Source organism: Paenibacillus agricola (assembly GCF_011440305.1).
Lineage (GTDB): Bacteria > Bacillota > Bacilli > Paenibacillales > NBRC-103111 > Paenibacillus_S > Paenibacillus_S agricola.
The window spans coordinates 57,005-79,931 of sequence record NZ_JAAOIW010000012.1 but is presented as its reverse complement, the minus strand read 5'-3'; the positions used below and the strand labels follow the sequence as shown (position 1 = coordinate 79,931).

Genomic DNA, 22,927 nt, shown 5'->3' with positions numbered 1-22,927 from the left:
AGCGAAATTAAGCAGATAACTTTTGACATAAAAAAAGAACCCAGCCCCATAAAACAGCCAGGTAATTACTCACGAACAAGCCCATTTATCCTCAGCTTTTCTTTTGCCTAACATCCCCTACATCCATTTGGACAATCCTTCCCACCGGACCTGCCAGGAACCGTCTGACGGAAATCCCGGCGCATAGCTCACAGGTCCATCCTCCCAACCGCATGCCATCATCGCCACGGCGGTCAACAGTCCACCGTTACCTGGCAAATAAGCCATCAACGAGGCATCCTGATAATTATGCCCATTGGGCAAATAGGTGTTTTTGACTTCGTTACGTAATAAAATTTGCACGGCCAGCTGTCCGTCCCCCAGTCGCCCAGCGGTCATCGCTGCCATTGGAAAGTCCCAGCCCCAGGATGTCGGCCAGTCCCATTCCTGCATGACCTTCTGCAGCGTAGCTTTCATAATGTTGTGGTCTGCCTTTTTGCCGGGCAAAATACCCAAAGCTCCCAGCATGGAGGGATGGTCGGTATTGTCCGTTTGAAATGTACTTGGGCGATTCTCATGTGCTATATAGACGCCCTCATGTATCGGAAGCTCCGCTAACAGCTCACAAATCCGCTGCCATTCCGGCGACGCCTCCAAGCCTAAGCGTGCACGCCAAGCTTGGGCTATTTCCAATGCATGCCTCCAATATTCCAGCTCAAAGGTTGGATTCCACGTTTCTTCGGCTGCAAAATTTTCTTGTGCAGGTATGAGTGGTGGTCCCAGCACATAACGCTGACCCTGCTCGTCCCAGTGAGCATAGGAAGCCATGAACTTGGCTGTCTGCTCAACCACTTCAGCAAATTCATGTAAAGTCTGCTGGCTAGGATCAGCCCGGTAGCAAAGCTCGGCGTAGATGATCGGGTGCGGCTGCTGCCAGATCAGCAGATTGCCGATAGGCGACGGACTTTGCCTCGCATCGGGTCCGACCATTTTGGGCCATCTTGCGCCCGCATAACCTTGGTCTTCGGCAAGCTTTTGTGCTACATGCAAGGTTTCGTTGTACCACCCAAGGCTTTTTTTCAATAGATGGGCCCGACCCCACAAGGCAAAATGCACCGCATGCCACCAATGCATTTCCAGATGGAACTTCCCGTACCATGAGTTATACAAAAGCCCTGTTTCCTGCGGGGGGAGCGATCCGGCACAATGAATGGCCGTTACAAATTGCGATAGCACTATTCTTCTCTCCAGCTCATGCGCTAATGGGTCTTTACTTCCAGCCAGCTCCACAGCACCTCCGCTTAACCAAAATTGCTCCCAATGCCTCACGCTTGCATCGAGGACCGCATCAAAATCATCTGCAGCTGATCGGGCTGGCTTAGCTGATTCGGCTGACAGATATTCGGCTGGTTTAGCGGATGGAGCCGGTATAAACTCTATAACAATTGAAAAGGAGCTCCCATTTCGGCTTGGAATAATCCGGTAATTATGCGCCGCTTGTTGCTCCATTACACCTTCACTCCACTGGCACGCTACTTGGTAGCTATCCTCATCCAATCTGCGATCAAACCTGCCGCTGTTGGCGGATTCCCCAGTCCAATCGGTTTGGTGGGTGTCATGCTCCCATTCCAATTGGATGCTAGTGCGCCATTCTTCCACTAATTGGGTCGATGAAGGAAACTGGATCGAGAGCTGCAGCAAGCCCGCTGCAAGCAAAGGAGATTCAATATGGAAGGCTACTTGGTCGGATTCGGGATGGCAGCATGTCACAACTTCTACAGGTACGCCTGAAACCGTATACTTGCTGGTCAGCACACCCTCCCATAAATTCAACTGCTGCTCCAAAGGCTCCAGATGCTCGATTCCGAGCTGTTTACCCTCTTCTGACAAAAATACCAATCCAATCTGCCCTAGCTGCAGGCGATGCGGATTTTGCCTAAGCCAATGAAAAACCTCTGCTTTATCCCCCGGTGCAAAAGGGTATTCGACTATACGGCCATTGGTTTCAAAAGACTGCATCGGAGCATCCTCTAGCTCATAACGGCTGCCGCCTGTTTGATGCCAGCCCCATTGGGATTGCGTGCCCAGAGGCATTTGGTAAGCTTCGGGGAAGCTTTGCAGGCCTGTAAGATCCGCCGTAAAGGCGAATTCGCCATTACCAACAGAAAGCGGCGAGACAGGAAGAATTTCTTTTATAATGGGATTATGTCTGGTTACCAAAGCTTTTCTATCAATTAGATTCATTTCGCAAGGGCCTCCTGAATGTTTAATTAGTAATGACAATTTCTTCATAAGTATAAGGTGCTGCAGCTATAAAAACAAAAAAAGGAGCACATGATGTGCCCTTTCTACATGTATGCGTGCAAATCCAGATATACGCTTGGCACCGCAAGTGGGAGAACCGAAACCGTTTTTGATTTTAGCAGCTGTGGCTTTATCCACATTTTCGGATATTTTTAAGAGTATAAATCAGGCCTTCAAGTTAGGCAAGGGCGCTTGTTATTGAACTTCCAGCCTGGGACCAGGAATTGCATCGCCTGTGCATCATCACGAGCACCTAAGGCCTTCTCCAGATAAAGCCGATGTGCACTTTCAATCTGCTCCATATCAATCTCAACGCCAAGACCTGGCTTCTTGGGAACAGTAATCATGCCGTTCACAATTTTAAAAGGCTCCTTGCTCAGACGCTGCCCATCCTGCCAAATCCAATGGGTGTCAATCGCGGTTATTTTGCCAGGCGCTGCCGCAGCAACATGGGTAAACATCGCCAAGGAAATATCAAAATGATTGTTGGAATGCGAGCCCCAAGTCAATCCCCATTCATGGCACATTTGGGCAACACGGATTGAGCCTTGCATCGTCCAAAAATGCGGATCCGCCAGTGGAATATCGACCGAGCCCAGCTGGATCGAATGCCCCATCTCGCGCCAGTCGCAGGCGACCATGTTTGTTGCTGTGGGCAGGCCAGTGGAACGCCTGAATTCAGCCATCACCTCACGGCCGGAGAAGCCCCGCTCCGCTCCGCATGGATCTTCGGCATATGCCAGCACATGGTGCTGCCCGCGGCAGAGGCGGATCGCCTCGTCCAATGACCAAGCGCCATTGGGATCCAGCGTAATCCGCGCTTGCGGGAAGCGCTCGGCCAAGGCCGTTACCGCTTCTAGCTCCGCTCCGCCGCTAAACACGCCGCCCTTGAGCTTGAAATCATTAAAGCCATAACGCGCATGCGCCGCTTCAGCCAGCCGTACGATGGCTTCGGTTGTCACCGCCTCTTCATGGCGCAGGCGCAGCCAATCGTCCTCAGCATCAAGCGCGCTGAGATATGGCAAGTCCGTTTTACCGCGGTCCCCTATGTAGAATAGGTAACCGAGCATTTCAACGGCTTCCCGCTGCTGCCCTTCTCCAAGCAGTGCCGCAACCGGCACATCGAGGAATTGGCCGAGCAGGTCAAGCAGTGCCGCCTCCAGCGCGGTAACCGCGTGGATGGTGATCCGTGAATCGAAGGTTTGCAAGCCACGTCCACCTGAGTCCCTGTCAGCAAATTGCCTTCTCACAGTCCCCAAAATGTTATTATAAGTACCAATTGACGCCCCCACTACGAGCGGCTTGGCATCCTCCAGCGTTTGCCTAATGCTCTCGCCTCCAGGGACCTCTCCAACTCCAGTGCGGCCTGCATTATCTTTTAAAATCACAATATTACGCGTAAAGTAAGGGCTATGCGCACCGCTAAGATTAAGCAGCATACTGTCATAGCCAGCAACCGGGATGACCCTCATCTCGGTTATGATCGGTGTACCCGAGGCACTATCCTTGGCGTTCGAAACATTTGAAACATTCGAAGCGTTTACTGAAGCGTTCATCGAAGTGTCCATTAGGTATTTCACTCCTCTTCGTATCAAATTTATGATTTAATAAAGACGGTCTTAATCGAAGTGAAAAATTCAATCGCCGCACGTCCCTGTTCACGGGAATGGGAGCTGGATTGCTTCATCCCGCCAAACGGTGCTTGCAGTTCAACTCCGGCGCTTTCGGCGTTAATACGGACAAGCCCTGCCTCCATCTCGTTAATAAACGATAACATATGGTTAATCTTCGTCGTGAATATCGAGGCACTAAGTCCAAACTCTGCATCATTGGCAAGCGCCAACGCTTCTTCCATCGTATCGACCTTCATCAGAGCTAGCACAGGTCCAAAAATTTCTTCCTTGGCAATCGTCATCGTGTTAGTCACTTCCGAGAATACGGTAGGCTCTACAAAATACCCCGATTCATAGCCATCTCCTTGCAGGCGGCTTCCGCCATAAATAAGGGCTGCCCCTTCTTCCCCTGCTATTTTGATATAGGAAAGCACTTTGTTCAGTTGGTTTTCATTAGCGCAAGGTCCCATCCAAATGCCGTCCTTCATGCCGTCGCCCACTGTTATTTGTTGCAGCCTGTTCAACAGCTTATCCTTGAAAATTTCGAATACTTCGCTTTGGACGATCACCCGGCTAGTAGCGGTACATTTCTGGCCTGTCGAACGAAGCCCTCCACTGACCGTAGCTTCTACCGCAAGATCGAGATCAGCATCCACTGCCACTATGACCGGATTTTTACCGCCCATTTCCAGCTGGTATTTCGCTCCACGTGCCAGTGCGGCACGCCCAATGCTTTTACCTACGCCATTGGAGCCCGTGAACGTAATCCCATTAACATCGGGATGCTCAACCAAACCTTGCCCAATGGTAGCACCGGAGCCGGTTACCATATTAATAACACCAGCAGGTAGGCCTGCTGCTGCCAAGCATTCGATAACCTTCGCGCAGGTAATCGCCGTTTCAGCTGCTGGCTTAATAACTACGGTGTTTCCGTAGATTAAAGCCGGAGCCATCTTCCAAAGCGGAATCGCGACCGGAAAATTCCACGGTGTAATGACACCCACTACACCAAGCGGAACCCTCGTTGTCAGCATCAGCGCTTCGCTATCTGTAGAGGGGATCACATCGCCAACAGTGCGCATTCCTTCTCCGGCATAATAACGCAGAATCGCGACGCCTCTGTTGGTTTCGCCTTTTGCCTCGGGGAAGGTTTTGCCCATTTCCTTGGTCATCGTTTCGGCAATCTCGTCCACCCTGCTCTCGAGAATGGCGGCTGCCTTAAACAGCATGTCGCCGCGCGCACTTCCAGCGAGCTTTCTCCATGCTTTGGTTGCTTGCTTGGCGCTTGCCACCGCTTGATCCAAGTCCTGCAAGGAAGAGGCTTGGATATAACCAACGGTTTCTTTGGTATTGGCAGGGTTGATCCGTGCCTCTACCTCGCCTGTTGATGAAGCAATCCACTCGCCATTGATATAGTTTAGGTAGGTTTGGTTTTCTTTTAAATTGCTGCTCATTGTGAACGGTCTCCTTTAGGCTTAGGAAATTTGTCGAAGGCCCGCTTAATAATAGCTTCCAGCTTTTCATAGTGGTCTTTCTCAACCGGAGTAAGCGGCGTACGAACTGTGGTACCTACTGGCAGGCCTACAATCTCCATGCCCGCTTTAATCAAAGAAACCGCATACCCTTTTCTTTGCTTGCGGATTCTATTTATCGGCAAAATCACATCGATATACAGCTCATGAAGCAAGGCTTCATTGTGATTCAACAAGGCATCATAGAACATCGCAGAAATGTGCGGAATATAGTTCGAAATCGCAGAAGAATATGATTTGAAGCCAAGATTTACGAAAGCCGGAAAGGTAACCTCCGCCATCGGCATGCCGCTAAGCCAATCCAAGCGATCACCGATTGTTTGCGTAAGCTCAATATTTAATTCCATATTGCCAAGGCCGTCCTTTAAACCAACAAGCTGAGGATGGACAAGCAAACGCTGAAGCGTTTCCAAGGTTAACACACAGTTATCGCGTTGATACACAATCGCATTTAAGTCTGTGCTTTCTACGATGGCGCTTACATATTCATATAAGCCTTGCTGTTCAGGCTCGATCAAATAAGGAGGCAAAATCAAGTAGCCCTCTGCTCCTAGCTTCGCCGATAGCTCGGTTAATTCCAGCGCATGGCTAATATTGCCGCCAACTCCTGTATAGACAGGCACTCTGCCTTTGGCTGTGGCCACTGCCACTTCAACCATCGTCTTATATTCGCTATGGGACAAGGCATGGAATTCTCCAGATCCGCAGGCGATAAAAATCGAAGATAAGCCTTCCTCGATCAGGAATTCGATATTAGCCTCCAAGGCTTGTGCATCGAGCTTACCCTGCTGATTCATCGGTGCCACTGGAAATCCTAAAATACCGCTTGGTGATTTTCTTAGTTCTGTCATGATTATTAGTCCACCTCTCCTATTACAATCGATTTTAAACTCAATCGTTGCTCTCAACTGCTTGCTCTCAATTGCTTACTCTCAACTGCTGCCCATTTGACTTTACCGCAATTTGGGCTTGACCAGCTTTGCACGTACCTGGCTAAGATGGATATACATGCTGGAATGCGCAGCTAGCGGATCCCGCTTGGACAATGCATCGAATATCGCTTGATGCTGTTGCATCGTGACCAGATGGTCGCGATCAATCTGTGCGATTTGGTTCGTCGTTTTATCGAACATATTCAGCAGGGCATCTATGCTGCCCTCAAGAATGGGGTTATTCGCGCTGTAGGCGATCATGCGATGGAAATTTTTATCGATCTGCTCGTAACCAGCTGTATTTAATGACATCGCATGCATAAGCTCTGCAAGCTGCTCCAGCTGTTGATCGGTTATTTTCTCAGCAGCCATCGTCACCAAGCCAAGCTCCAACGCCATCCGTGCTTCCATCACAGCAGGTATATCGCCTGCCGACAAAGCGAGCATAATTGAAAAGGGCTTACTTCCAATCCTATATGAGAAAAAAGTACCTTCACGTGTTTTTCTCTGGATCATCCCCATCGTCTCAAGCGAGCTTAAGGCTTCACGAAGAACGGGCCTGCTGACGAATAACATATCTGTAAGCTCGGCTTCGGTAGGCAACTTATCTCCCGGGTTAAGCTGACGACTTGTCAACAACTCGATAATCTGGTCGACGACCTGCTTGGACATCGTTTCCCGCTTAATTGATTTCATCGTTACTTCTTTCGGATGGGCTTCCACCTGTTTCACCTCTCTTCATGTTCATTCACATTTGTCTATAAATCATATTGTAAGACAAATGAACTAATACGTCAACCCTAATAGCCTGAAGGGGCTTAAGAGGGGTTAAAAGCTTAAGCTTTTAACCTCAAAATGGATGCCAGGGTCATATACCGCTCAATTTCCTTCAACGGCATATTAGTTCGTTTAAGATGAGTAATGAAGATAAAACGGTCGAGATCGAGCTTGTCGTATTCCTTCTGCCCGTTTTCCTTACGCTTCACTGGCGGCAGCAGCCCAATTTTCTCATCCACTCCAGCTTGAAGACTCTCGAGCTGTTCCTGCGTGCGGGGACCAATGATTAAAGGTATGGAAGGATTTTCGGGAGAAAAAAATACAAAATGAATCTCAGCTAGATAACCAAAGTAGGCGGTAAGTTCGATCCAGTTCGTTTCCCAAGTGCGATTTAGCTAGTTATAGAAGTTTTGTGGGTCTTTCTTAAAAAACGGGGCAGCCTGTAAATCGTAAAACAGGTTTAATGAAGGGGCTGCTAAGTCCACACATGGTTTATTCATGGTAGGTCTCCAACCTTTCTTGAATCGGGGCTTGTATGTAAAAAATGGATGCATATTCCTATATTAGTGTGTACCAGGGCTGGGCAACAGCATTTTATATACGGTATACTAGTAGGGTAACTACAACTAACAACGAATTGATGGAGGTAATCGAGTGAATATTTCATTTGTTGGATTAGGCACGATGGGTCGTCATATGGCTGGGCACTTAATAAAAGCAGGCCATAAAGTAACCGTATACAATAGAGACCGTAAGAAAACAGAAGGGCTGGATTCCTCTGTACTGATCGTCGATTCTCCGGGAAAAGCCGCCCAAGCCGCAGATATTGTCATTACGATGCTTTCCGACGATAGCGCAATCAAAGAGGTTTATCTGGGGGAAAACGGGATCATTCCTGCACTTCAACAACAATCTGGCGCTGGAATTGTCATCGATTGCAGTACGATCTCTCCAGAAACAACGCTAGCTATAGCCAAGCAGCTATCGGATATTGGCGTACAAATGCTGGATGCTCCCGTTACAGGAAGTGAACCTCAGGCGAAAGAAGCACAGCTAACTTTTATTGTTGGGGGCGAAAAGGAATTATTCGAAAAGTGCTTGCCACTATTTGAAGCAATGGGCAAAAAAGCCGTACATATGGGCGCGCAAGGTACGGGCTCTCAAACTAAGCTCGCTAATAATACGTTGGTAGCTATCACTTTGGCAGGGCTTTCTGAGAGCATCGCGATGGTTCGCAAATCTGGGATTGATCCCGCTTTGTTTCTTGAGGTAGTTGCCGGAGGCGGAGCCCGCAGCGGTATGGCTGAAATGAAGGGTCCCAAAATGCTGGAGGGCGATTTCTCCCCGCAATTTATGACGCGCTTGATGTTTAAGGATTTAAAGCTCGCGCAAGGCTTAGGGCAATCGCTTGAAATCCCGCTGCCTGCTTTAGCAGCTGTCAAGGAGCTCTTCCAAATCGCATGTAATGAAGGGTATGGCGATGAGGATATGAGTGCGATCATCAAATGCTATGAGGGCTGGGCCAAGCTGGACAGGAAATAAGCATGTTGCGGTGATTTGCAGCTATACCCATACTAAAGAGAAGAACCTGCCCAAAAAATCATTGATGATTTTCGGGTAGGTTCTTCTCTTCGCGTTTGGATATTTTATAATAGCTCCAATTCCAATTCCTACTGTTACCCCTGCGGCAACCGATAAACGGCAAAGGGCTTGCCATAGCGATAAGATTCGCTAAGTTGATCAAGCTCCTTTAATTGCTCAGAGTCGAGCTCAAGTGATAAGCTTTGCAAATTCTCCTCCAGCTGCTCTACCCGAGTCGCGCCAACAATAACCGTGGACACGACTGGCTGGTGCATGAGCCAAGATAAGGAAAGCGTGCTTGAGGAGCAGTCCAATGTAGCCGCCAAATTAGCGACGTTTTGGCTGAGCTGTAATCGTTGCTCATCGAGAAATCTGCTGAAATTCGGATCTTTGTCCGCGCGTGAGCCTTGGGGAGCTGCATCCGTTGATGTGTATTTTCCGGTCAATATGCCCCCGGCCAGTGGAAAATAAGGGATAATCCCTACTCCCTGATCTAGACAGACCGGCACCAGCTCCTGTTCAGGCGTCCGATCAGCAAGTGAATAGCTCGTTTGTGTAGACACATAACGGTTAAAGCCTTTCTGTTCGCTGATCCCCAACGCTTTCATTAGCTCCCAGGCAGCATAATTGGATGCACCAATATACCGCACCTTACCCGAGCTAACCATATCATCCAGCGTCCTGAGTGTTTCTTCGATTGGCGTCTCCGGATCAAAGGTATGAATTTGATACAAATCTACATAATCTGTTTTTAGCCGACGCAAGCTGCTCTCAAGCTCCTGCTGCAAATGATAACGCGATGATCCCCGTTCATTCGGACCTTCGCCACGCACCAATCCAGCCTTCGTCGCCAGTACGACCTCATGGCGCTTGCCTTCCAAGGCTAAGCCAATAATTCGTTCGGATTCCGATTTGGTATAAATATTAGCCGTATCAATAAAGTTGATGCCTTTATCCATGGCTTGATGAATAATTTGTAGCGATGTTGCCTCGTCTGCCCTCACTCCAAAAGCATTGGTTCCTAACCCCAGCAAAGATACCTTTAACCCGCTGTTACCTAGTCGACGATATTTCATAAATACTACCTCCTAATCCTAATCCCACCAGATTGCCTGTACAATTCCAGCTTTCTTGAACCAAGCTACTATGTGTCTGCTTAACTTAGAATAGCATATTACAGCTGGCACAATCTAATTAGTTTGTAGCTAACTATTGTCAAGCATGCTTTTATAAATATAAATTACCCCTTAGGATCAGCTATGCGCCTCCAAATTTTGCACATTATACAAGCGGGCATACGCCCCATCCTCTTTATGCATCAGCTCATCATGGGTGCCTACCTCTTTGATTTCCCCATTTTCGATCAGTACAATTTGGTCGGCATGCGTAATTGTCGATAGACGGTGGGCGACAATCAGCGTTGTCCTGTCCTTAGCCAGCTTTTCCAGTGATTCTTGGATCATATGCTCCGATTCCAGATCAAGCGCCGAGGTCGCCTCATCCAACACCAGAATCCGCGGATCCTTCAGAAATACCCGGGCAATCGCAATTCTTTGCTTTTGTCCGCCCGAGAGCTTAACGCCACGTTCGCCGATTTCCGTCTGGTAGCCCTGCGTTAAATTCATAATAAAATCATGCGCATTAGCCGCTTGTGCAGCGTGGAGAATTTCATCCTCCGTGGCATCTGGCCGCCCGAACAAAATATTATCGCGCACACTGCCGCTAAATAAAATATTATCCTGCAGCACCATACCAATTTGACTTCGCAGGCTTTGGATCGTGATATCCTTGAGGTTGGTGTTATCCAACAAAATTCTGCCTTCCTGAATATCATAAAACCGCGGGATCAAGCTAATTAACGAGGATTTTCCGCCGCCGCTCATCCCTACAAAAGCAATCGTTTGTCCTGGACTGATGCTTAATTGAATATTTTTCAAAATCCAATCCGTAGAAGCTTGATAGCGAAAGCTTACATTGTCAAAAACAATTTTGCCCTCCACCCGATCCATAGGCTTAGCCTGCGGAGAGTCCTCAATATCGTACGGCTCGTCCATCAGCTCCACAACCCGCTCCAGCGAAGCACTGGCCTGGGTAAGCTCTGTCGACGAATTAACCAAACGGCGAAGCGGGCTATACAAACGTTCCAAATAGGCAAAAAAAGCAACAAAAGCACCTAACGTAAGCTGTCCATAAATAACCTGGTACCCTCCATAAAATAAAACCAGCAACGGTGCAATGTCCGTTAAGGTATTAATAATCGCATTCGTCAAGGCATTCCATTTTGCTAAAGCAAACGCTCTTTGCAGAAAGTTGCGGTTTTTTACATCAAAATTTTGCTTTTCCACTTCCTCTAGAGTGAAGCTCTTGATGACCGAGATCCCCGTTACCCGTTCAAAAAGATAGCCTTGCATATCTGCGAGAGCCTGCGACCTGGTTTTGGAATAATCCCGCAATTTTTTATAAAGCTTTTTGACAGCTAATGCATAAAAGGGAAAGATGGCGATAGAAACCAACGTCAAATTCACATCCATATAAAACATGAAGCCAATGGCAATGCATAACGTAAACAAATCAAGCCATATGTTCATTAACCCGATTTCCACAATATTTTTCGTCTGTTCGGCATCATTAATCATCCGAGAAATAATTTCACCGGTTTTATGGTTCTGGTAATATTTCAAGGAAAGCTTCTGGATATGCCCATATAGATGATTACGAAGGTCGTAAAGAATTCGGCTGGTTGTCAGCTGGGCATAATACTGCCGGGCGTATTCGATCGGTGCCCTTAAAACAACAAACAACACAAATGCACCCAGCATCACATAGATCAATTTTTCTACTTTTACAGCCGGGGGCAGCGAGCTAAGCAATAAATCATCCACCACATATTTCATTATAAAAGGCAGCGTCAATGGTATCCCGAATTTGGCCATTCCAATCAATAACGTAACCACGATTAGCTTCCAGTAAGGTTTAACAAATCGATAATAGGATTTAAAACTGGACATAAGACACTCCTTTATTGTCGGCAAGCACATGGTTGGTTGGTTGGTAACTTCGATATTGGTTCTTTGATCTTCTCTCCAAATTGCTTAATTGTCAAATTCATAACCGCTGCCTGCAAGCTGCGGTATACTCTGGAAGCCTTGGCATATCTATAAAAAAAGGTTGAAAAGAAAAAAATACCGAGCTAAAGCAAATATCCTCTTGGATATTGCTTTAGCTCGGTATTTACTTATTCAATGTATCCCTCCCGCAATTGGCGGAGGGTCTTTAATTATTACTTGGGTGCAAATAAACTAGGAATATAGGTTGTCGTCGCAGGCACGTAAGTAATCAACAGCAGAATACCAACCATGACGAGTAAAAATGGAATCAGTTTTACACTCAAACGCTCCACGCTCACTCCAGTGTTCGCTGAAGCAATGTACAGTACCGTACCAAAAGGTGGATGCATCAAACCAATGGTCAGGTTAATCACGATAATTGCGCCCAAGTGAATCGGATCTACTCCAAATTGCAAGGCTATTGGCAGCAGAATGGGGGTTAAGAATATAATACCGGCCGGTCCCTCTAAAAATGTACCGATCACAATAAGCAATATATTGAGAAGAATTAGAAATACAAGCGTACTCCCTGCAATATTCAAGAAAAAATCAGCGATCATATGCGGAATACCTTGTAAGTGAAGCGCCCATCCGAAAATATTTGTTGTCGCCAACAAAAAAGATACAGAGGAGGTTGTAATAATAGTACGAAGCAAAATACCTGGCACATCTTTAAACTTCAATTCCTTGTATACAAAGGCGCCAATCAGAATAGCGACAAAAACAGCAACTGCTGCCGATTCCGTTGCAGTAAACACGCCTGTCGTAATACCCGCCATAATAAGAACGGGAATGAACAGCGCTGGCAAGACATAGAGCAGGCTTTGAAGAATCTCTTTTCCTGAGCTTCTTTTTATTATATTGCTTTTTGTTTTTCGAAACGTAACAAATATAATAACTGCGAAACCAAGGGCAAACAAAATCCCAGGAATAATTCCCGCATAGAACAAGCTGCCAATCGATACACCGGAACTCACTCCATAAAGAATAAATGGCATACTCGGCGGAATTAAGGGCCCCATAATGGATGAACTGGCGGTAAGCGCCGTACTGAATTCTTTGTCGTAGCCCTGCTTCTCCATCTCCGGAACGATCACTTTAGTCATGATCGCCGTTTGCACATTGGCTGAACCGACGATCGCCGCCAAAAACATGTTGGCGACAACGTTCACATACGCAAGTCCGCCTCGAAGGTGGCCGATAAGGACGGTAGCGAAGTGGATCAATCGATTCGTAATGCCGCCCCGGTTCATTATTTCTCCTAGAAGCACAAACAGTGGAATGGCTACAAAACCGAAGTTCTGTAAGCCGTTGAACATCTTCGACGGCAACGACTGCAGCGCGGCGATATTGCCGGTCGAATAAATATAAATGAGGGTCGTTAGCCCAAGAACAAAGGCAACAGGTACCCCAATGAACAGCAGGATGATAAAACCAGCCATTGAACTCATTGCGCTGTACCCCCTCTTTTACCAAACAAACTCGGTATGAATCCAATCAAATGTTCAATCGAGAATACTGCCATACAAAACATTGAAATTGGGACGATCGTATAAAGCTTCCACATATTCATAGAAAGCGCCGGCGATAGCAAATTCATTACACTAGGACTACTAATCCAAATAATAGAATAATAGCCGATAATAATGGAGAAAAACAACATACATAATTGAATCAACATGGAGAGGAGAATATTGGCCCGACCGGAGAGGCGGTTAAGAAAAAAAGTAACTGCCGCCATGTCGGATCGTTTCACAGCAAGAGCTGCCCCTAGAAAAGTGGCCCAACAAAACAAATACAGAGAGAGCTCATCCGCCCAATAAATCGGAGAATTGAGTACATATCGAAAAAATACCGCTACGATTATATTAATCGTTAAAACCGCGCCCACCAAGATGCTGATTCCTACAAGACATTTGTCAAGAGCATCTGTGATGAATGATAAGATATTTCGTCTTGCAGGTTTGTCACTCATGGGAGCACCTACTTCTCTTTTTTGATTTGGTCTGCTTTTTCCAAAAATTTAGCGATTTCCGGTGATTTGCTGCTCCAAGTGTCTCTAACTGATTTTACAACCGCATCATACTCTTCACGTTTCACTTCACTTAGTTTTAGACCAAGCTTCGTTGTGGCCTCACTTAGAAATTTCTCTTCATTCTTTGCAACTTGTACACTATTTTCTTTCGTTTTATCTAAAACAATTTCTTTAATCAACTTCTGGTCTTCAGGCGAAAGGCTATTCCAAAGATCCTTATTGATTAAGATGCCTCCTGCCCAATACATATGATTATCTGCATTCAAGTTTTTTGCAATTTCTGTTAGTTTTTCCGAAGCTAAAGATTCGGAATCGATATCAATCCCCTTGATAACACCCGTTTGCAAGGAAGTATACACTTCAGTAAGGGGCATTGGAGTCGGGCTTGCCTTCAATCCCTTCCAATAGTCTAGAATGGTTGGGCTAGGTGTTGTGCGAAGCTTGTATCCATCCAAATCTTTAATCGTAGTAATAGGCTTAGATCCGACGATATAACGGAATCCGGATGACGCGTAGCCTAGGCCTACAACATTCTCATTCGTCAGAGTATCAAAAAGCTTCATCGATTCATCACTGGTCCAAAGCTTGTAGGCTTGATCATGGGTATCAACCACGAACGGCATCAGCCAAGCACCAAACGCGGGGGATGAGTTGCTCAGTTGTGCATTCGTGATCACAGCCATTTGAAGACTGCCTGTGTTCAACTGCTGCATCATATCGGTTTCATTACCTAGCTCGCCGCCTGGGAAATAGGATGCCGAGATTCGTCCATTAGTCTTTGCTTTTATTTCTTCACCGATATTTTTAAGTGTGATGCTTAATTGGCTATCCGCTTTTGTAATATTGCCCAACTTCAGAACAATCTTCTTGTCTCCAGCACCTGCTGCAGCACCGCCCTCAGTTGGTGCTCCAGCATCTTTTGTTGTACCGCAACCAACTAGTAAAGAAATCATAACAACAGTGGAAAGTAGCATGCTCATTTTTTTCTTGTTTCTCATCTTTAATCGCCCCTTTAATGTTGATAGGTTTATTTGGAATAATAACGAACTTCATAAGTTTTACATCCGTTTGGCGACTTCCATGGACCATGCTTCATTCCAGGCGGACGGCAGGCCACCATTCCTGCGGTAAATTCCTGATTTAAGTTCAAGTCGATCAATGAACCTTCTATGATATAAAGCTCTTCCCAAAAGTCATGAATCTGCACTCCGTTAGGTGTTGTATCCACTCCCGGTGCAAACATCAGAATGCGTGTAGCCACACCTGATTCTAGATCTTTTGCGATGACTCTTTCCGTTAAGCCCTCCACTTTGCTGAAAGGCACCTCTTCAAATAAATTTTGATCAACAAATTCCAATTCCGGTTTTGCCATTTTCTTATTCCTCCTCAGCATTTTTTAGCAATTTGGTTTGATAATTTAATTCAAGCTTACGTCCTTCTTTGTTATCCACGAGTTCCGCCCGAAATGAGCCACCGAATACGAATCCCCCGTGAAGCGGCAGTGTTCCACAATATAGCGCCATATTCACACTATCGTATCCTCTAGTTTTTACAATCTCCATGAGTTTCTTGGGTTCCAGAAACTCACCCAATACGCCGGACTGATATAAATGTTCTTTCCCGTCAATCTCTACCCAGCTTTTGATTTCAATTTGATCCCAACGGTCTGCAATGGATGCAAGCGGCCAAAGCTCTTTAGTAACCGGTTTGGCACAAACCTGCTTAGACTTTTGAATGGATACCGCTTCAAGGACTCGATCCGTATGATCGCTTCCAAGACCCACATACCACTCGCTATCTATGTGCATAAGCACCACTTCAGCCTCGCCACTGCTGTCATTATGTACGACTGTAATTTCACTTAAAGTCTGAAGCAGTTCCGGAGAAAGATCATACAGCATCGGAACCTGCGGAGGTGCGGGAATGCCTAATTCCTTTAATTCTGCAATATGCTTTTTGACAGCTTCTTGATTTTTACCTGTGTATCCCGCAATAACAAGCCGCTCAGGTGTCCAATTTAACGTTGTTCCGTTACATGTAAATTCCATAATTGTATACACCCTTTTCTATGATAGATGATTGCTTAAATAACACGGTGCTTCAAACTCGGAAATACATCTCGAATGCGCTGAACTTCCGAGGGATCGATTTCTGATTTCACAATGGTTTCCTGCTCACCAGCAGTCGCTAATGTGATTCCCCATGGATCGACAATTGAGCTATGTCCACCCAATAAGACATTGTTCGTGGTACCCACACAGTTGCACGAGATCAGGAAGCTCTGATTCTCCAGTGCGCGAGTGGCGTTGAACAATTTCCAGTGCTCCAAACGCTGATGCGGCCAAGCCGATGTTACTAGAAACATCTGTGCTCCCAAGTCGACTTGCTGACGGTAAAGCTCTGGGAAACGAAGGTCATAGCACGTAGTTAATCCTACCTTGCCAAATTCGGTGTCAAATACCTTTGCCCCGTCCCCTCTAGTCAGCAGCTCGCCTTCTTTGGAACCGTAACGGAACAAATGTGTTTTTTGGTAGGTACCTACCAACATCCCTTGACGGTCAAAAAGAATGCTAGTGTTATAGTAGTTACCATCCTTGACCTCGATAAAGCTTCCAGCAAACAAATAGACACCATGCTGCTTGGCCTTTGCTGCAAAGAATCGGACAAATTCACCGTCTAGCGGCTCTGCCTCTTCCTTATATTTGTCAAAATTAAAATAGCCAGTTGCCCAAACTTCCGGTAGCAAGATCAAATCCGCATCTTGTGCAGCACGATCTACTAAATCAGTGGCACGTCCGATTCGCTGCTCTTTACTTTCACTATCTTTAATTTCCAATTGGATAGATGCGACCTTCATAGAACCAAATTCCCCCTTTAAGAAAGATTCAACAACGCGTTCTTCATCTCATCATCTAACTTTTTAATCAATTCTACTTTGTACGTTTTCACAAATTTGGGTTGGGTCTCAATCTTGCCACCATAGAAAATAATGTCTCGAACCTCTTCCACGTCTACCTCTAATAACGCCATTTTTAGCGTTAACTCTTCGGTCCTAGCGACTTTTACTGCAGCTTTTCCTTTAACTGAATATACAGTTTCTTTAGAAACAAAATTGAGGACCAGCCTCGGATCATCTAGTAAAATTCGTACGAAATCCGATTTAGCATCGATCGCAAAACGAATGGCTTTCGGACTTACTGCGTACACCCAAGATAAGACAGTTGAATAAATATCTCCGCTTTCTTTGTCCACCACATTTATAAACACGATGTTCTGTCCCTGCAATTGTTCCATCATTTCAGTTGATAGTTCTGTAATCGCTATAGCCATTGTTGAAACCCCTTCTTTCTGTAAGTTTACAGTTATTTAGGATTGGACATGTGCATCTTTGTCAGGCAAGCTGTAGCTGCTGAGGAAGCGTTCAACTAATTCCAATGGTTCGTTATATCCATAATTACGGAATGCATGTCCTCTGACAACAAAAGGAGCTCCGTTGTAGAACATTTCATACTGCTGATGGCGACCAGCGAATTCCGAACCAATGATATCCCAAGCAAGTCTGTATAACTTAATCCGTGCTTCCGAATCGACGCCAGACGCTCGGATGTACTGGCGGATATCATCTCGCGTCTCAGGATTCACCATTTCATGATAGGAGGATGGCATTTGCAGCACACCGCCACCGACAAGCTCACGAAGAATCTTAATCACATTGGCATAAACTTGATCCTGCATGCCAACGATACCAAATAGAAACCGCGCGCTAGGTCGAGCTGTGCCGTTCTTGTCTAGCGTACATTCGTACTCACTTGCTAGCAGCATACCCTCAACCGTAGCCGCTAGTGAGGCTAATTCACCGAGTCGTTCCTGCACCTGTGGGAATTTATCAGTACCACCCATTTCAGTTATTTTGCGGGCCACGCCGATAATGAACTTTATTTTGGTGCATAACCGAATTTGTGCTTGGTTATTTCCCAGTACATGTGCAGGCGTCTTATGGAATTGGTCTCTTGTGGCCTCGATGTTCTTATTAACAAAAACATGCTTCCAAGGAATGAACACATCGTCGAACACCATCAAAGAGTCGCTTTCATCAAACTGTGTAGACAACGGGTAATCATATACGGCTTCCTTGCCCATGGCGTAGCTTGGTCTCGGGTACAGTTTCAAGCCCGGAGTATCCAGTGGAAGAACAAAGGAAATCGCATAATCTTCATCTCCCGGTCTAAGTGGTGTAATACAACTGACGAACAGGTAGTTGGAAACTGCTGCGCTTGTTCCTAACATTTGCGACCCTCGAACAACGATGCCATCCTCTCGTTCTTCCAAAACCCCAACCGGTAAATATTTTTCCTCCTGCTCATGAGCCGCTTTGCTGCGATCCACCTGAGGAGGGATGATTACATAGGTAACAAACAAATCTTCATCGCGTGCATATTTATAAAAGTCATGCACATTCTGTTGATACTCGCCAAATACTTCAGGGTAACTGGAGAAGCCAGCCAAAAACCCAGCAACATGATCAGGACTGCGTCCCGCAAATCCACAAGTCGCTTCCGCCCATTTTGTTATCGCCTTGCGACGGATAGCCAGATCCTCACGGCTGCGAGGAATCATAAATACTTTATTGGCTTGAGTGCCATCCTCGGTGGTATAAATCATGTCGTTGGAAGGATCTGCTGCCAAATCATATAAGTTAGCAAAGGATTGTATAATTCCTTTGAATGCCGGGTGTGTAGTAACATCTTCTACAATTTCTCCATTGATATAGATTCGGCGGTTATCCTTCAAAGAGTCTACATACTGTTTGCCATTACGAACCATTTCATATCATCCTTCCAACCTTGAAATTGTGTATTAGGTATTTCGTGTTAAGTATTTCGTATTTAGTATTGTGTGTTGTGTATACATTGGATATTTAAAAAAAATCAAGCAACTTCAAGTATGAATTTTTTGCATGCTGCTTGTCACTCGTATATCATGTCAGGTTATTTACTAGATTGTAAAGTTATCAAGTACAAAAGTCAATTATTTTTTATCGAATGTAACATTAAATAACGTCAACAGTTAATATAGTTGACACAATTGAATTGAAAGCGTTTACTTTCTTTTATTTTAGTTATCCATTACCGAATCTTTCGTTTTACTTAGGTGGTTTGTAATGGCTATAACCGATTGTTCACTGTTTTTAAACTCCAGCGAGGATATGATGGCCAAATGTTCTTCAATCACTTCTTTCATGCGATTACTTTTTTTGATCGCACGTAACCCAATTAACTGTGAGAGATTATGAAGATTCAGTAGCATCTGCTCGATCAATTCATAATCCACAAATTTCGTAAGAGCAGTATGGAAGTCCTGATCCAATTGAATAAAAGCGATAGTATCATTGATCAACATGGCTTCTTCCTGCTGCTTGCAAATGGCCCTCAATAGCGCCAACTGCTCGGATGTAATAATTTCTGTAAGCTTTTGAATCACTTTGGTTTCGATTGTCGTACGAAGCAAAAAGATCTGCTCCATCTCATTTTCCGTCACTTTACGGACGGTCATACCTTTTCGCGGGATGGAAACAATCAAGCCTTCTTTAATCAAATCCTGCAATGCTTCTCTAACTGGTGTTCGCGATGTTTTAAGAAATTCCGCCAACTGTACTTCCGTAAAGATTTCATCCGACGAGATATAACCATTTAGAATAACATGCTTGATCTCATTATATGCCCTCTCTTTCGTCGTTGATGATTTGGTGATCGGTTGCAAATTAAACTTCGATATAGGCATTTCCAACTACACCTTTCCGTAAAACAAGTAATGTATACATCATACACAACACGCTGAAACCTCGTCAACTAAAATATAAAATTCATTTACAGCCTTTGTCGTAGGTCCACTATGTCTTTTACTTTAGGATTGGCTAAATACACGGGAAATAACCCCGATAGCACATCAACCACGTTCTGGGCGATTTTCCCCTTTAGCTCCCTTTCCGATTCCTCGGAATACCAGGCAACATGAGGATTCAGGATAACCTGCTCCATCTTCAGTAACGGGTTGCCAGGGTCAATAGGCTCATGCTCAAGCACATCTAAGGCTGCACCTGCAATTTGCGAAGTTTGTAGCGCTGTAATCAAAGACTGTTCATTAATTAGCGGTCCCCTTGAAGTATTAATAATAATGGCCTCAGGTTTCATGCTGCTGAATTGTGCGCTGCCAATCAAGCCTTTGGTAGCTTTGGTCAATGGCGCATGTACGGAAATAAAATCCGCAGTTTGGCACAATATATCTAAGTCGACCATCTCTACCTCATACTTAGAGGCAACCTCTTGGGAAATAAACGGATCATAGGCAATAAGCTTCAAACCAAAAGCCTTTGCTTTGGCACTAAGGTTTTGGGATATCTTACCAAACCCAACCATCCCCAATATTTGCCCTCTTAAACGGTAAATTGGTATAGCCTTTTTGTATTCCCACACACCTTGTTTGACATAGGAATTGAGCAAGGTAACCTTGCGAGCCGCGCTTAAGAGAAGCGCTAAAGCATGGTCAGCAACTTCATCCATACAATAATCGGTACAATTCGCTACAACGATTCCCTGCTCAGTCGCGGCATCCAAATCAATCGTGTTGACGCCCACCCCATATCTGGAAATCACCTTGCAGTTGTTCAAGCTTTGTATGACCTTCTGGGTGATGGGTGCATACTGATTCAAGATCCCGTCTGCATCCTTCGCAGCGTTGATGACCTCTTCCTCTGTCCGACATTGCGCCTTCACAAACTCCACATCCAGTTGACTAAGGATATCCTGTTCGATCTGCAAGCTTTTGTATTCATAGTCGGTAATAACAACTTTAAATTGCGCCATGATGTTGTATCCGCTCCTTATTCTTCATTGTTTACTCCTTAGCCTTGAAGCTTGAAGGCCTTGAGCGCCTCTGCCTGCAACGAGTCTGGTAGCCGCTGCCTGCAATTCCGGGTAAAGCATCCAAAATTGCAGGCAGCGGCTACCGCCTCTTTAAATCTCCTTATCAAGGATGTCGCCTCTAGCCTTGATCTACTCAACCTGCTGCTTCCTTAAAACGGATCTATAATACCATTATACACCAGAATAAGCCATAAATCCTCCATCAACGGGTACTGTAATTCCTGTGACAAAACCAGACATATTCGAGTCGGCCAGCCAAATTAATGTCCCTAGCAGATCATCCGGACTGCCGAATCTTCGCATCGGGGTGTGTGTAATGATTTTATGCGACCGCTCGGTTAGCGAGCCGTCTTCATTCGTCAGCAGCTTTTTATTTTGCTCCGTCAAGAAAAAACCTGGCGCAATCGCGTTAACTCTAATGCCCGAGTCGGCCATATGGACAGCCAGCCACTTGGTAAAATTATCGATGGCGGCCTTGGCAGCGCTGTAGATGGGTACCTTGGTCATCGGGCTTGGGGCACTCATCGACGACATATTAATGATCGTTGCACCGGGCTTGTTAATCATGCCTTTGGAAAAGATTTGCGTGGGCAACAGCGTGCCCAGAAAGTTCAAATTAAACACATATTGAATTCCTTCTTGGTTCAAATCAAAAAAGGTTGTCAGCTCTTTATTTTCCAAATCATCGAGCTTTAGGCTTTCTTTGGTCGTAATGCCTTTGGGGTGGTTGCCACCCGCGCCGTTAATCAGGATATCGCAAGCGCCCAGCTTTTCTAGAACAATTTGCTCAGCCGCCTTCACGCTTTCCAAATCCAAGACATCACAAGCAATCGCGATCGCTTCGCCTCCGGCTTCCCTAATATCGCTGGCTACCCGCTCGCCCTTATCGAGTGTACGGTTTAGGATGGCTACCTTGACACCATGCCGCCCCAGCTCCTTCGCCATCGCCGAGCAGAGCACTCCGCTGCCACCCGTAATGACAGCTACTTTACCTTGCAAATTTTCGTTAATCGTGATCATCACATCGTCCCCCTTTTGCTTCTTTCCAAGGAATCCCAAATCCCCCATAAGTACATAATGCCAAGCGCTCTGTCATATAAACCGTAACCTGGCCTACATTGCTCGCCCCAAATATGTCTCCCATGGTCTGGCCTCACATATCCCGTGAATCCGTTCTCATGATAAGCCTTGACGATATCGCAAATATCTACAGTGCCGTCGCTGGCTTTATGCGAGGTTTCAATAAAGTCACCATTTTCATACAAGCGGATATTACGAATATGGGCAAAAGGAATCCGGTCGGCAAACTCCCTCACCATTGCCGCTATATTATTATCCGGCCTCGCGCTTAAAGAGCCGCTGCATAAGGTTACGCCATTATAGGGATTATCGACAAGCTTAAGTAGCCTGCGGATACTGTCTGCCCCCGTCATAATTTTGGGCAGTCCAAATATCGACCATGGCGGATCATCCGGATGGATCGCCATCTTGATCCCATTCAGCTCGGCAACGGGAATAATCTGCTCCAGGAAATATTGCAGATTGTTCCACAAATCCTCCTCCGTTACTTCCCTGTAAGCATCAAACACGGAGGATAAATGCTTCAAGCGTTCCGGCTCCCAGCCCGGCATCGTAAACTCGGGATTTTCGTTAATTTTCGCAACCAATTCCAGTGGATTCATCGCGTCCACCTTCAGCTTTTCATAAAACATCGCTGTCGATCCATCCTCCAGCTCCTTGAATAAATCCGTCCGTACCCAGTCGAATACGGGCATGAAGTTATAACAAATCACTTTGGCACCGACCTTCGCCAGCCTTTCGATCGTTCGCTTGTAATTCTCGATGTAAAGATCACGGCTTGGCAAGCCGAGCTTAATATCCTCGTGGACATTCACGCTCTCAACAACTTCAAGATGGAAGCCGTAAGGCTCTACCAGCTCTTTGTAAGCGAGGATGTCCGCCATCGGCCATTCTGCACCTGCCGGCAAATGATGCAGTGCCCATACGATTCCCTCAACACCGGGGATGTGTTTGATTTGCTCAAGTGTAACAGTGTCATTGCCTTCCCCATACCATCTAAATACCATTTTCATCTGAACTAACCTCCAGAGTCATTCAATCTTATTATATTAATATAACTAGTA

General features: G+C 45.8%; 22 protein-coding genes. 1 reads left to right on the top strand and 21 read right to left on the bottom strand.

All coding sequences use genetic code 11. From position 1 onward, the window contains the following. Positions 1-117 precede the first annotated feature (117 nt). The 6 genes from G9U52_RS26890 to G9U52_RS26865 form a co-directional block, all read right to left on the bottom strand. Positions 118-2,223, bottom strand: coding sequence for a glycoside hydrolase family 65 (locus G9U52_RS26890; RefSeq protein ID WP_166153754.1), 2,106 nt, complete (start codon positions 2,221-2,223; stop codon positions 118-120). A 233-nt stretch (positions 2,224-2,456) separates the two neighbouring features. Beyond that, on the bottom strand, positions 2,457-3,851 hold the full coding sequence (gene gudD / locus G9U52_RS26885) for a glucarate dehydratase (RefSeq protein ID WP_279538758.1): 1,395 nt from the start codon (positions 3,849-3,851) through the stop codon (positions 2,457-2,459). 29 nt (positions 3,852-3,880) lie between these two features. Further along, the gene (gucD, locus tag G9U52_RS26880; RefSeq protein ID WP_166153753.1) at positions 3,881-5,350 is read right to left on the bottom strand and encodes an alpha-ketoglutaric semialdehyde dehydrogenase GucD; all 1,470 of its coding nucleotides are present in this window, start codon (positions 5,348-5,350) and stop codon (positions 3,881-3,883) included. Next, positions 5,347-6,279 carry a 5-dehydro-4-deoxyglucarate dehydratase gene (kdgD, locus tag G9U52_RS26875; protein WP_166153752.1) on the bottom strand — a complete coding sequence of 311 codons (933 nt, stop codon included), beginning with the start codon at positions 6,277-6,279 and terminating at the stop codon, positions 5,347-5,349. The genes gucD and kdgD overlap by 4 nt, the downstream gene beginning before the upstream one ends. A 102-nt stretch (positions 6,280-6,381) precedes the next feature. After that, on the bottom strand, positions 6,382-7,056 hold the full coding sequence (locus G9U52_RS26870) for a FadR/GntR family transcriptional regulator (RefSeq protein ID WP_166153921.1): 675 nt from the start codon (positions 7,054-7,056) through the stop codon (positions 6,382-6,384). A 140-nt stretch (positions 7,057-7,196) separates the two neighbouring features. After that, a complete protein-coding gene (locus tag G9U52_RS26865) occupies positions 7,197-7,376 on the bottom strand; it encodes a MerR family transcriptional regulator (RefSeq protein ID WP_166153751.1) in 180 nt (59 codons plus the stop codon). 415 nt (positions 7,377-7,791) lie between these two features. Here G9U52_RS26865 and G9U52_RS41475 point away from each other — a divergent pair, with 415 nt between their 5' ends. Continuing rightward, positions 7,792-8,679 (top strand): NAD(P)-dependent oxidoreductase, encoded by an 888-nt coding sequence (locus tag G9U52_RS41475; RefSeq protein WP_166153750.1) that lies wholly within the window; start codon positions 7,792-7,794, stop codon positions 8,677-8,679. A gap of 134 nt (positions 8,680-8,813) precedes the next feature. Here G9U52_RS41475 and G9U52_RS26855 read toward each other — a convergent pair whose 3' ends face one another. The 15 genes from G9U52_RS26855 to uxuA form a co-directional block, all read right to left on the bottom strand. Beyond that, positions 8,814-9,794, bottom strand: a complete 981-nt coding sequence (locus G9U52_RS26855) for an aldo/keto reductase (RefSeq protein WP_166153749.1) — start codon at positions 9,792-9,794, stop codon at positions 8,814-8,816. Positions 9,795-9,971: 177 nt separating this feature from the next. Beyond that, on the bottom strand, positions 9,972-11,726 hold the full coding sequence (locus tag G9U52_RS26850) for an ABC transporter ATP-binding protein (RefSeq protein ID WP_166153748.1): 1,755 nt from the start codon (positions 11,724-11,726) through the stop codon (positions 9,972-9,974). 272 nt (positions 11,727-11,998) lie between these two features. Beyond that, entirely contained in the window at positions 11,999-13,276 is a 1,278-nt protein-coding gene (locus G9U52_RS26845) for a TRAP transporter large permease (protein ID WP_166153747.1), read from the bottom strand. Then, positions 13,273-13,800 (bottom strand): TRAP transporter small permease, encoded by a 528-nt coding sequence (locus tag G9U52_RS26840; protein ID WP_166153746.1) that lies wholly within the window; start codon positions 13,798-13,800, stop codon positions 13,273-13,275. Before G9U52_RS26840 ends, G9U52_RS26845 begins: the two co-directional genes overlap by 4 nt. An 8-nt stretch (positions 13,801-13,808) precedes the next feature. Next, positions 13,809-14,858: a TRAP transporter substrate-binding protein gene (locus G9U52_RS26835; RefSeq protein ID WP_166153745.1), complete on the bottom strand. Its 1,050-nt coding sequence runs from the start codon at positions 14,856-14,858 to the stop codon at positions 13,809-13,811. Positions 14,859-14,887: 29 nt separating this feature from the next. Then, on the bottom strand, positions 14,888-15,232 hold the full coding sequence (locus G9U52_RS26830) for a cupin domain-containing protein (protein ID WP_166153744.1): 345 nt from the start codon (positions 15,230-15,232) through the stop codon (positions 14,888-14,890). Positions 15,233-15,236: 4 nt separating this feature from the next. Beyond that, a complete protein-coding gene (locus G9U52_RS26825; RefSeq protein WP_166153743.1) occupies positions 15,237-15,908 on the bottom strand; it encodes a DUF2848 family protein in 672 nt (223 codons plus the stop codon). A 35-nt stretch (positions 15,909-15,943) separates the two neighbouring features. Beyond that, positions 15,944-16,717 carry a carbon-nitrogen family hydrolase gene (locus G9U52_RS26820; RefSeq protein WP_166153742.1) on the bottom strand — a complete coding sequence of 258 codons (774 nt, stop codon included), beginning with the start codon at positions 16,715-16,717 and terminating at the stop codon, positions 15,944-15,946. Positions 16,718-16,734: 17 nt separating this feature from the next. Beyond that, positions 16,735-17,190: a PNPOx family protein gene (locus G9U52_RS26815; RefSeq protein WP_166153741.1), complete on the bottom strand. Its 456-nt coding sequence runs from the start codon at positions 17,188-17,190 to the stop codon at positions 16,735-16,737. Positions 17,191-17,226: 36 nt separating this feature from the next. Further along, positions 17,227-18,684, bottom strand: a complete 1,458-nt coding sequence (locus tag G9U52_RS26810; RefSeq protein ID WP_166153740.1) for a 4-hydroxyphenylacetate 3-hydroxylase family protein — start codon at positions 18,682-18,684, stop codon at positions 17,227-17,229. A gap of 291 nt (positions 18,685-18,975) precedes the next feature. Beyond that, positions 18,976-19,641, bottom strand: coding sequence for a GntR family transcriptional regulator (locus tag G9U52_RS26805; RefSeq protein ID WP_166153739.1), 666 nt, complete (start codon positions 19,639-19,641; stop codon positions 18,976-18,978). Positions 19,642-19,727: 86 nt separating this feature from the next. Further along, a complete protein-coding gene (locus G9U52_RS26800; protein WP_166153738.1) occupies positions 19,728-20,723 on the bottom strand; it encodes a C-terminal binding protein in 996 nt (331 codons plus the stop codon). 38 nt (positions 20,724-20,761) lie between these two features. After that, positions 20,762-20,920, bottom strand: a complete 159-nt coding sequence (locus G9U52_RS26795; RefSeq protein WP_166153737.1) for a hypothetical protein — start codon at positions 20,918-20,920, stop codon at positions 20,762-20,764. 34 nt (positions 20,921-20,954) lie between these two features. After that, positions 20,955-21,803 carry an SDR family oxidoreductase gene (locus tag G9U52_RS26790; protein ID WP_166153736.1) on the bottom strand — a complete coding sequence of 283 codons (849 nt, stop codon included), beginning with the start codon at positions 21,801-21,803 and terminating at the stop codon, positions 20,955-20,957. After that, complete coding sequence (uxuA, locus tag G9U52_RS26785; protein WP_166153735.1) at positions 21,803-22,876, bottom strand: mannonate dehydratase; 1,074 nt, start codon at positions 22,874-22,876, stop codon at positions 21,803-21,805. Before uxuA ends, G9U52_RS26790 begins: the two co-directional genes overlap by 1 nt. Positions 22,877-22,927 lie beyond the last annotated feature (51 nt).